This is a genomic window from Spirillospora sp. NPDC046719 (genome assembly GCF_040645715.1).
Taxonomy (GTDB): domain Bacteria; phylum Actinomycetota; class Actinomycetes; order Streptosporangiales; family Streptosporangiaceae; genus Spirillospora.
This window is the reverse complement of record NZ_JBEYYT010000355.1, coordinates 1-10,089: the sequence shown is the minus strand read 5'-3', so window position 1 is coordinate 10,089 and position 10,089 is coordinate 1. Positions and strand designations below refer to the sequence as shown.

Genomic DNA, 10,089 nt, shown 5'->3' with positions numbered 1-10,089 from the left:
GCGCCCGGCGGGCGCGGCGATGGCGGTGTCGGCGGGCGGCGAGGTCGCCGGCAGCGTGTCGGGCGGCTGCGTCGAGGGCGCCGTCTACGAGCTGGCGCGGTCGGTGATGGAGAGCGGGGAGCCGGTCGTCCAGCGGTACGGGGTGACCGACGACGATGCGTTCGCGGTGGGGCTGACCTGCGGCGGGATCCTGGACGTGCTGGTCGAGCCGGTGAGCCCCGCGACGTTCCCGGAGTTCGCGGACGTCGCCGAGGCGATCGCGGCGCGCGAGCCGGTGGCCGTCGCGACGGTCGTCGCCGGCCCGGGACGGATCGGCGCGCCCCGCGTCGTCTGGCGGGCCCGGGCGGCGGGCTCGCTCGCGCCGGGGGAGCCGCACGCGGCGCGGCTGGACGCGGCGGTCGACGACGACGCGCGCGGCATGCTGGCGCAGGGTCTCACCGGGCAGCGGCACTACGGCCGCGAGGGGGAGCGGCGGCTGGACGACCTGGCGGTGTTCGTCCACTCGTTCGCGCCGCCGCCCCGGCTGCTGGTGTTCGGCGCGATCGACTTCGCGGCGGCGGTCGCGCGGGTCGGCAAGTTCCTCGGCTACCACGTCACGGTCTGCGACGCGCGGCCGGTGTTCGCGACGCCCAAGCGGTTCCCGGACGCCGACGAGGTCGTGGTGAAGTGGCCGCACAAGTACCTGGAGGAGTCCGGCGGCGCGATCGACGAGCGGACCGCGATCGCCGTCCTCACCCACGACCCGAAGTTCGACGTCCCGCTGCTGGAGGTGGCGCTGCGGACGCGCGCCGGGTACGTCGGCGCGATGGGGTCGCGGCGCACCCACGACGACCGGCTCGCGCGGCTGCGCGAGGCGGGCCTCACCGACGCGGAGCTCGGGCGGCTGCGCTCGCCGATCGGCCTGGACCTCGGCGCGCGGACGCCGGAGGAGACCGCGGTGTCGATCGCGGCGGAGCTGGTGCAGCTGCGCTGGGGCGGGTCGGGGCGGCCGCTCACCGACACCAGCGGCAGGATCCACGCCGGCGGCTGATCCGCGGGCTACCCTCGGCGGATGACCGCGAAGGAGTTGAGCCGGAACGGCGCGGAGCCCCCGGCCGGGCTGCTGCTCGCCGCGGGCGAGGGCAGCCGCCTCGGCCGCCCGAAGGCGCTGGTGGAGCTGGACGGGGAGCGCCTCGTCGACCGGGGCGTCCGGACGCTGCGCGACGGCGGCTGCGCCCCGGTGCTGGTGGTGGCGGGCGCCGCGCAGGTCGAGGTGATCGGCGCGGTGGTGGTGCCGAACCCGGACTGGCGGGACGGGATGGGGTCGTCGCTGCGCGCGGGGCTCGCCGCGCTGCCGCCCGGCTGCCCCGCCGCGGTCGTCGCGCTCGTCGACCAGCCGCGGGTCACCGCCGCCGCGGTCGCCCTGCTCGTCGCGGCCTACGACGCGGGCGCCGAGATCGCCGTGGCGACCTACGGGGGCGCGCCGCGCAACCCCGTCCTGCTGCGGGCGGAGCACTTCGCCGCCGCCGCTGAGGCGGCGGTCGGGGACACGGGCGCGCGCGGCTTCCTGCGCGCTCATCCCGACCTGGTGACCCGCGTTCCCTGCGACAGCGTCGCGTCCCCGGACGACATCGACACCCCCGAGGACCTCGCCGCCTTCACCGGCGACCGCTGACCCGCCGCGGGGCGGGCCGACGAGCCGGGCTCGTCGGGCCGGGCTCGTCGGGTCGGCTCGTCGTGGCGGCTCGTCGTGGCGGCTCGCCGGGTCAGCGGGAGCGGGCCTCGGTGACGGCGCGCTCGTAGGTCAGGAGCGTGTCGATGAACAGGCGGCGCTGCGCGGGGGTGAGCGGTTCCAGCGCGGTGCGCCACGCGCCCGCGCCCTGACCGAGCCACCCGTTGATCGCGGGCAGGTGCGCGTCGGCGACGCTCACGATGGTGCGGCGCCGGTCGGCGGGGTCCTCGCGGCGCTCCAGGATGCCCTGCCGGCTGAGGTCGCCGACCATCAGGCTGACCGTGGCGGGCGCGACCTCCAGCCGCCCGGCCAGCTCGTTGACGCTCATCGGGCCGTCGAACAGCAGGTAGGCCAGCAGCGACAGGTGGCGCGGCGCCAGGTCGAACGCCGCCAGCTCGTCCGGGACCCGGATCCGCTTGGCCGCCGACACCAGCCGCGGCATCAGCAGCAGCATCGTCCGGATGCCGTCGTCGACGTCCGGTCCCGCGCTCTCTTCGGTTGACATGCCTCTGCGTCCAAAATAGCTTTGTTCTATAAAAGACTTTGCTTGCAAAGCAAAGTCTCGTTCCGTGCGTCCAGGATAGGAGACCGGCTCGTGAGCGACTGGAACAGGGCGATCATCGAGGAGTTCCGGGCGAACGGCGGCGCGGTCGGCGGCCCGTTCGCCGGCGCCGACCTGCTGCTGCTGACCGCCACCGGAGCCAGGACCGGCAGGCGGCGCACCACGCCGCTCGGGTACCTGGCCGACGGCGACCGGCTGCTGGTGTTCGCGTCCAACGCCGGCGCCGACCACGACCCGGAGTGGTACCGCAACGTCCGCGCCGACCCGCGCGTCACGGTCGAGGTCGGGACGGAGACCTTCGAGGGCGTCGCGCTCCCGGTCGAGGGGGAGGAGCGCGACCGGCTGTACGCGCGGCAGGGCGAACTCGTCCCCGCCTACGCCGAGTACCAGCGCCAGACGTCCCGCGTCATCCCGGTCGTCGCGCTGCACCGCGCCCACCTGGACGGGCGGGCGTGGGCCGTCGGCGACGAACTGGTGCGGATCCACGACGACCTGCGCGCGCAGCTCGCCGGCCTTCGCGACGCCGTCCTCGCCTCCCTCGACGGGCGTCCCGCTCCGCTGCCCGACCTGCGGGGACAGCTGCGCGAGCACTGCGTGTCGGTGTGCGACGTGCTCGGCGAGCACCACGACAACGAGGAGGGCCGCGCGTTCCCGCGCCTGGAGGCGCAGTTCCCCGGCCTCGCGCCGGTCATCGAGCGGCTCCGCCGCGAGCACGTCGAGGTGACCGGCGCCCGCAAGAAGCTCCAGGCCATGGTGGACGACCTCGGCTCCGCCGACCCCGGCCGTGTGCGCGCGGAACTCGACCGGATCACCACCGAGCTGGACGCGCACTTCGCCTACGAGGAGGAGCAGCTCGGCGCCGTGCTCAACGCCATCGGCCCCATCTGGCGCACCGGCCCGCACCGGGCATAGAGCACGGCGGCTGGGCGCGCGCGGGGTCAGGACGCGCGTGGGTCAGGACGCGGGCAGGACGCTCTCGTCGAGGGCGCCGCAGTCGACGGCGCGGCGGAGGCGGTCGGTGAGCGCGCGGATCGTCGCGGGCTCGTCCAGCACCCCGCCGGCGGCGGCCTGCTCGTGCCAGGCGCGGACCCGGCCGATCACTTCGTCGGCGCCGGTCAGGTGGAAGGCGTACAGGGCGGCGTAGCGGCTCGGCAGGTGCGCGGGATGCAGGTCCCAGCCCTGGTAGAAGCCGTGCCGCAGGGAGTGCCCGACCTGCGCGGCGTGCGCCTGCCAGGTCGCGTTGACCTCGTCCGGGCCGTCGTTGCGCGGGATCACGTTGGACGAGCCGTCCGACAGCCGGACGCCCGTCCCGGCGAACGCGACCTGCATGACGTGCCGCGCGAAGTCGCAGGCGGGATGGTCGAGGCGCTGCTCCTCCGGCGGCAGGCCGAGCGCGGCGGTGTAGTCGAACACGCCGAAGTGCGCGGCGGTGAGCCGGCCGCCCGCGGCGGCCGCGATGCCGGGCAGCGCGATCCGCCCGTCCGGGGTGAAGATCGCCTCGGTGGTCTCCACCTGGATCTCGAAGCGCAGGATGCCGGACGGCAGCCCGAGCGCGGTCTCCAGCCGGTCCAGGTACTCGACGAACAGCGCGACGTGGTCGGCCGCGACGACCTTGGGGAAGGTGATGGTGAACCCGCCGGGCAGCCGCCCCAGCCGGTCGCGCAGCGCGGTGAGGAACCCGTCCAGGGTGCGCATCGCGCGGTCGTGGCCGCCGTCGGCGAACGACTTGACCCGCACGCCCCAGTAGTGCGGCAGCCCCTTGACCTGGTAGGCGGCGGCGACGGCCTCGACGACCTGGGCGATGTGCGCGTCCTCCTCGTCGTCGGAGCGCACCCCGTAGCCGTCCTCGAAGTCGATCCGCACGTCCTCGATCGGCTCGCGGGCGAGCTTGGCGGCGACCCGCTCGCGGACCGGGCCGGCCAGCTCCGGGTCGAGCCCGAACGCGGCGCCGAACGACCCGGCGCCGGGGGTGTGGGTGTTCAGCAGGCGCAGCGCCTCCGCGCCGAAGTCGGCGGGCGTCGAGCGGGAGAACCGGTCGGCCGGGACGTAGACCGTGTGCACCGGCTGGCGGCCGTCGGCGCCCCCGGGGAAGCGCTCGCGGTGCTCGTCGCGGACGGCGGCGATGCGCGCGGACAGGTCGTCGAACGAGGAGACGCTGAGGTTCACCCCGCCATGATCCCCCAAGAGCCGGGCGATTGTCAGGAGACGCCCCTTCCGGACCGGAGACCGGGACCGGTTCCTCCGGATTAGGGCTACTATAACTAGCCGGGCGGCAAGTAAGTGGGTTCCCGTGTCGCGGGACCTCAGGGGAAGGTGACCATGACCGAACACGGGACGGCCGAGCGCCCGGCGCTCAGTACCCGGCAGATCTACATCGCCATCTTCGGGCTGATGCTCGGGATGTTCCTGGCGATGCTCGACAACTTGATCGTCGGCACCGCGCTGCCCACGATCGTCGGCGACCTCGGCGGGCTGGAGCACCTGTCGTGGGTGGTGACGGCCTACACGCTGGCCACCGCCGCCGCCACCCCCATCTGGGGCAAGCTCGGCGACCTGTACGGCCGCAAGGGCATGTTCATGACCTCGATCGTGGTGTTCCTGGTCGGGTCGATGCTGTCCGGCCTGGCGCAGAACATGGGCGAGCTGATCGGCTTCCGCGCGCTGCAGGGCCTCGGCGCCGGCGGCCTGATGGTCGGCGCCATGTCGATCATCGGCGACCTGGTGCCGCCCCGCGAGCGGGGCCGCTTCCAGGGCCTGATCGGCGCGATGATGCCGGTCGCGTTCGTCGGCGGCCCGCTGCTCGGCGGCTTCCTCACCGACCACCTCAGCTGGCGCTGGGCGTTCTACGTCAACGTCCCGATCGGCGCGATCGCGCTGCTGGTCATCGCGTTCGGGATGCGGCTGCACACCGCCCGCATCAAGGCCCGCATCGACTACGTCGGCGCGACCCTGCTGACCATCGGGATCGTGTGCGTGACGCTGGTCGCGAGCTGGGGCGGCTCGCAGTACCCGTGGGGCTCCGCGCGGATCATCGCGCTCGCCGTCGTCGGCGTCGTCGCGCTCGCGGTCTTCGTCGTCGCCGAGACGAAGGTGCCCGAGCCGATCCTGCCGCCGCGGCTGTTCCGCAGCCGCAACTTCACCGCCGCGCAGATCCTCAGCTTCATGGTCGGCGCCGCGATGTTCGGCGCGGTGAACTACCTGCCGCTCTACATGCAGACCGTCCAGGGCGCGAGCCCCACCACCAGTGGCCTGCTGCTGCTCCCGCTGATGTTCGGCATGCTCGCGATGATGCTGATGAGCGGCCAGCTCATCACCCGCACCGGCCGCTACCGGCACTTCCCGATCATCGGCGGCGCGGTGCTGACCGGCGGGATGCTGCTCCTGCTGATGCTGAAGGTCGACACGAGCACGCTCACCAGCTCGTTCCTGACCATGGGCGTCGGCCTCGGGATGGGCCTGATCATGCAGAACACGATGCTGGTCACCCAGAACAGCGTCGAGCTGCGCGACATGGGCTCGGCCAGCGGGTCGGTCACCCTGTTCCGCACCGTCGGCGGGTCGCTGGGCGTCGCGCTCCTCGGCTCCATCTACAACAACCGGTTCGAGGACGAGGCGGTGCGCAGGCTCGGCGCGGACGCCGGGCACAAGCTCGCCTCCGGCGGCCAGCACGTCACCCCCGACATGCTGAGCAAGCTCCCCGCCGCCGTCCGCGACGCGTTCGAGTCCGGCGTCACCAGCGGCGTGCACGGCATCGCCATCGGCGGGACGGTCCTCGCGGCGATCGCGTTCGTCGTCGCGTGGTTCATCAAGGAGGTCCCGCTGCGCGGCAGCGCCCCCGCGCCGAAGGCCCCGGTGGAGGACGCGCCGTCCGCCGACGTGGTCACCGAGTCGGCCTGACGCACGCGCAGAGGAGGGGAGACGGAGCCGTCGTGCGCCGTCTCCCCTCGCCCGTGCCCTAGTCGATCGGGGCCTCCCAGGCGGCCTTCCACGTGATCGGCCCCACGATCCCGTCGACCTGCAGGTGCTTGCGCTGCTGGAACTCGCGGCAGATGTCCTCCGAGTCCGGGCCGTAGACGCCGTCCACGGTGATCGTCCACCCCCGGCCGCCCATCTGCGCCTGCCACGTCCGGACGTCGTCGCCCTTCATGGGCGGCGGCTGCTCGAGGTTCCGGCCGGGGAACGGCGGTGCCTTGACCGGAGCGGTCTGCTGCGTCATCGGTCGCTTCCCTTCTCTGTCGGGTTCCCATCCAGATTCCCGGACGGCCCGTTAAGCGAGCAATCCGCTCCCGGGCAGATTCCGGCAAATAGCCGCGAATAAGATCGGTTGACTGTTCGAGCGGCTATTCATACGGCGTTCGGAAATTCAACGTTCAAGGATGCGCCGGTCTGGGAACGACGGCCGCGCGCGGCGGCTCCGCCGGGCCCCGCACGTCCGCCAGGACGGCCTGCCCCTGCCGGTCCACGAACTTGGTGAACAGCTCCTGCGAGTACCCGAAGACGACGGCCCAGGCGATGATCTGGCCCGGCGAGTCGAGCGCGCTGAGCCCCGGGACGAACCCGCCGCGCATGAGGAGGAGCCCGAGGACGGCGGTGAGCGCCCCGGTGGGCAGCTTCAGCAGGGCCAGCGCGATCGGTATCCCGAACGCGGTGCTCGTGCCCCGGACCTTCCGCAGGGCGGCGGCCGCGGCGATGCTCGCCGCCGTCAGCCCGATGAACTCGACGGCGAGGTAGTCGCCCCGGCCGGCGGTGCTCGCGGTCGCCCGGACCATGCCCATCTGGGGGATCCGCTCCCTGGACGCCGTGGGGCAGACGGCGGCGAACCCGCCTCCCAGCACGGGCGCCGCCGGCGGGTTGAAGCACAGCGGCACCGCCCTCGGCCAGACCATCGAGATCACCGCGACCGCGACCGCGAGGCCGGTCAGGAAGGCGGTGATCCACCGGACGAGGCGCGCGAAGCTCTGGGCGCGCAGCTTCTCGCGCAGTTCGGCGTCCCAGGCGGCCTTCAGCGCCTCCACGATCGTCATGAGCCGGTCGGGCGCCAGGCCGATGTCCTTGGACGCCTCCTGGGCGGCCCGCACCTCCAGCGCGATCCGCTCGACGGCGGTCCTGCGCTCGTCCTCGGCGCTGAGGTGCCGCCTGACGACGGCGAACATGCCGGGCAGGCACGGCTCGAGCTCCCTCGCCGGGAGGGTCCGCAACCAGAGGGAGAGGCCCGAGTTGATGTGGAGCTGCGCGGCGGTCACGTGCGAGGCCCGCGGGCTGCGCCGATGCGTGCCGAAATCGATGACGGCGCGGGCCTGGCGCAGCTCGTCGCGCGCGCTCTGCAGCAGCCTCGCGTGCTCCGCGGAGATCTCCGTCGAAGCCTCGCGCGCCTCGATGAGGGATTCCAGCTCGCGCGCGTTGGAGCGGAGCTGCTCGCACAGCGTCCACGAACCGCGCTCGCGCCGCCATTCGTGGAACCTGGCCGCGAACGGCGGCCGCGGAGAGTGCTCGTTCATCGCGTCGCCATCCCCCCGGAGGAAACGTCACCGAGAATTCGTCGCCGTCGCGGATTTCCGCTCACGACAATGGTGACGTCCCCCCGGGATGGCCGACGCGAACGGCCGCCAAGGGGCGTTTATGGCAGGGTCACGATTCCCCATGTGCCGGTGAAGCGCTCGCCCGGCTTGAGGTCGACGAGGCCCTCGCCCGACGCGAACGCGTTGGGCGGGCAGGTCATCGGCTCCACGCCGAGGCCCTCGCGCGGGTCCGGGGCGTTGTCGGCGGTGTAGATCTCCATCCAGGGGTGCGCGTCGTCGGCCCACAGCCGGACGGTCCGGCCGTTGCCGCTGAGCGTCACCCAGGCCAGCCCGTCCTCGTCGCGGTGCACCCCGGCGAACGCGTTGTCGATCCTCCGCGCGCCGAGCACCGGCCCGTCGCGCAGGTCGTGGTCGGTGCCCGTGACGTCGGCGTCCCCGCCGACCGGGATCATCCGCTCGTTCACCGGGATGTACCGGTCGGCGTGCAGCGTCACCGTGCACTGGTCGATCGGCACGCCGACCGTCAGGTAGGGGTGCGCGCCGTGCCCGTACGGCGCCGTCCGGGCGCCGGTGTTGGCGGCCGTCAGCCGGACGCGCAGCCCGTCCGCGGCGTCCAGGCTGTACTCGACCTCCAGGTCGAGGCGGAACGGGTACCCGGCGGTGGCGAGCAGCCGGTGCGTCAGCCGGACCCGGTCCGCGGTGTGCTCGGCGACCCGCCACGCCGCCCACCGGACGAGCCCGTGGATCGCGCAGTCCAGGTCGGGCTCGGACACGTCCAGCTGGTAGGCGGTGCCCGCGTACTCGTACCGGCCGCGGTCGACCCGGTTCGGCCACGGGATCAGCAGGTGCCCGAACGCCGCGGGGGCCGGCTCGTCGGCGCCGTGCGACAGCACCAGCGGCCGCCCCTCGTGCGTCAGCTCGCGCAGGCTCGCGCCCGACTCGGTGATGACGGCCCGGTAGGGCCCGGCGCCGATGGCGTACTGCGCTCCGGTGATCGACTCGGTCATGCCCCGGACGGTACCCCCTGCCCGACCCGCTACGCGATCTCCGCGAGGGCCTGCAGGGCCGCGCTGAACACGTTCGACGGCGGTTCGACGATCCCCGCGCCGACCTGGCCGGTCCCGGCCTCCCGCCCGGCGATCCCGGTGTCGATGACGGGCAGGATCCCGGTCCGCACGACCCGCGTCACGTCGATCCCGGCGGGCGTCCCGCGGAACGACAGCAGCGGGATCTGCAGCACCGGGTGCTCCGCGAGGGTGATCTCGTACATCCGCTGCGTGGCGGCCACCGCGTCCGGCACCTCGCCGCCGACGAACCGGACGATCGCCGGCGCGGCGGCCAGCGCGAACCCACCCGTCCCGGCCGTCTCGGTGATCGCCGAGTCGCCGATGTCGGGGTTGGCGTCGTCCGGGCCGTACCCGCCGAGGTACAGCCCGTCCGGCACCCCGGCCGGGCCGGTGAACCAGCGGTCGCCCGTCCCCGACACCTGGATGCCGAAGTCGGTGCCGTTGCGCGACATCGCGACGACCATGCTCGACCCGGCGACGTCCCGCGCCGCGTCCGCGCACGCCTTCGCCGCCGCCATCCCCGCGTTCAGGAAGAAGTGGTCGTTCCCGGCGGCGAACCGGAGCACCTCGGCGGCCCGGTCGCGCGGCACCTCCTCGGCGGCGGCGAGGTCCGGCGCCAGCTCCCGCAGCAGCAGCGACGTCGCCGCCCGGTTCCGGTTGTGCAGCTCGTCGCCCATCTGCAGCGCCTGCGCGATGACCGCCATCAGGTCGAGCGGGCCGTGCCGCCGGACGGCCGCCCGCAGCGCCGGGCCGAGCACCTCGCCCATCCAGGCGAGCCGCTCGATCACCTCCGGCCCGTACGCCCCGTACCGCAGCACCTTCCCGAGGCCCTCGTTCAGCGAGCAGCACGCGGTGCCGCCGTGCTCGGCGTCCTCCACGACCAGCATCCACATCGACGGGGAGACCACGCCCGCCATCGGGCCGACCGCGCCGTGGTGGTGGCACGGCTCCAGGACCGCGGCGCCGCGCTCCAGCTCCCGCTCGGCGCCGCGCGGCGTCTCCGCGAGGCCCTCCAGCATCATCGCGCCGATCAGCGCGCCGCGCATCGGCCCGGACGCGCGGTCCCACTCCAGCGGCGGTCCCGCGTGCAGGAACGTTCCCTTCTCCAGGCCGAGCACGTCACGCGCCGGGCGGACGTCCACCAGGTGCGGGCGCGCGGTCGTCATCCGCCGCACCGCCTCGGCGTTCGCGTCCGCGTGCCCGGGGTCGCCGAGCACCGCCGCCAGCGCC

Annotated in this window: 10 protein-coding genes; 4 read left to right on the top strand and 6 right to left on the bottom strand. The window is 73.9% G+C overall.

Translation table 11 applies throughout. The features are described 5' to 3' along the window. On the top strand, window positions 1-1,030 hold a 1,030-nt coding region (locus ABZ914_RS38700), incomplete at its 5' end, for an XdhC family protein (protein WP_500199446.1). Window positions 1,031-1,051: 21 nt separating this feature from the next. Next, window positions 1,052-1,654 (top strand): nucleotidyltransferase family protein, encoded by a 603-nt coding sequence (locus tag ABZ914_RS38695; RefSeq protein ID WP_500199445.1) that lies wholly within the window; start codon window positions 1,052-1,054, stop codon window positions 1,652-1,654. Window positions 1,655-1,745: 91 nt separating this feature from the next. Here ABZ914_RS38695 and ABZ914_RS38690 read toward each other — a convergent pair whose 3' ends face one another. Next, window positions 1,746-2,216 carry a MarR family winged helix-turn-helix transcriptional regulator gene (locus ABZ914_RS38690; protein ID WP_433138371.1) on the bottom strand — a complete coding sequence of 157 codons (471 nt, stop codon included), beginning with the start codon at window positions 2,214-2,216 and terminating at the stop codon, window positions 1,746-1,748. Between the two features lie 90 nt (window positions 2,217-2,306). Between ABZ914_RS38690 and ABZ914_RS38685 the strand changes: the two genes are divergently transcribed. Then, the gene (locus ABZ914_RS38685; RefSeq protein WP_500199443.1) at window positions 2,307-3,185 is read left to right on the top strand and encodes a nitroreductase/quinone reductase family protein; all 879 of its coding nucleotides are present in this window, start codon (window positions 2,307-2,309) and stop codon (window positions 3,183-3,185) included. Between the two features lie 42 nt (window positions 3,186-3,227). Here the strand turns inward: ABZ914_RS38685 and ABZ914_RS38680 are convergent, their stop codons facing one another. Continuing rightward, on the bottom strand, window positions 3,228-4,439 hold the full coding sequence (locus ABZ914_RS38680; RefSeq protein WP_500199442.1) for a DUF6986 family protein: 1,212 nt from the start codon (window positions 4,437-4,439) through the stop codon (window positions 3,228-3,230). A gap of 153 nt (window positions 4,440-4,592) precedes the next feature. On the opposite strand from ABZ914_RS38680, the gene ABZ914_RS38675 reads away from it, so the two are divergent. Next, the gene (locus ABZ914_RS38675) at window positions 4,593-6,170 is read left to right on the top strand and encodes an MDR family MFS transporter (protein WP_500199440.1); all 1,578 of its coding nucleotides are present in this window, start codon (window positions 4,593-4,595) and stop codon (window positions 6,168-6,170) included. Window positions 6,171-6,228: 58 nt separating this feature from the next. On the opposite strand, the gene ABZ914_RS38670 is transcribed toward ABZ914_RS38675, so the two are convergent. The 4 genes from ABZ914_RS38670 to ABZ914_RS38655 all read right to left on the bottom strand — a co-directional run. Beyond that, complete coding sequence (locus tag ABZ914_RS38670) at window positions 6,229-6,489, bottom strand: peptidoglycan-binding domain-containing protein (RefSeq protein WP_500199439.1); 261 nt, start codon at window positions 6,487-6,489, stop codon at window positions 6,229-6,231. A gap of 154 nt (window positions 6,490-6,643) precedes the next feature. Beyond that, window positions 6,644-7,771, bottom strand: coding sequence for a hypothetical protein (locus tag ABZ914_RS38665; protein WP_500199438.1), 1,128 nt, complete (start codon window positions 7,769-7,771; stop codon window positions 6,644-6,646). A gap of 119 nt (window positions 7,772-7,890) precedes the next feature. Beyond that, complete coding sequence (locus ABZ914_RS38660; protein ID WP_500199436.1) at window positions 7,891-8,799, bottom strand: aldose 1-epimerase family protein; 909 nt, start codon at window positions 8,797-8,799, stop codon at window positions 7,891-7,893. A gap of 29 nt (window positions 8,800-8,828) precedes the next feature. After that, window positions 8,829-10,089, bottom strand: a 1,261-nt coding sequence (locus tag ABZ914_RS38655; protein WP_500199435.1) for a YlbE family protein, incomplete at its 5' end; no start/stop codon positions are given.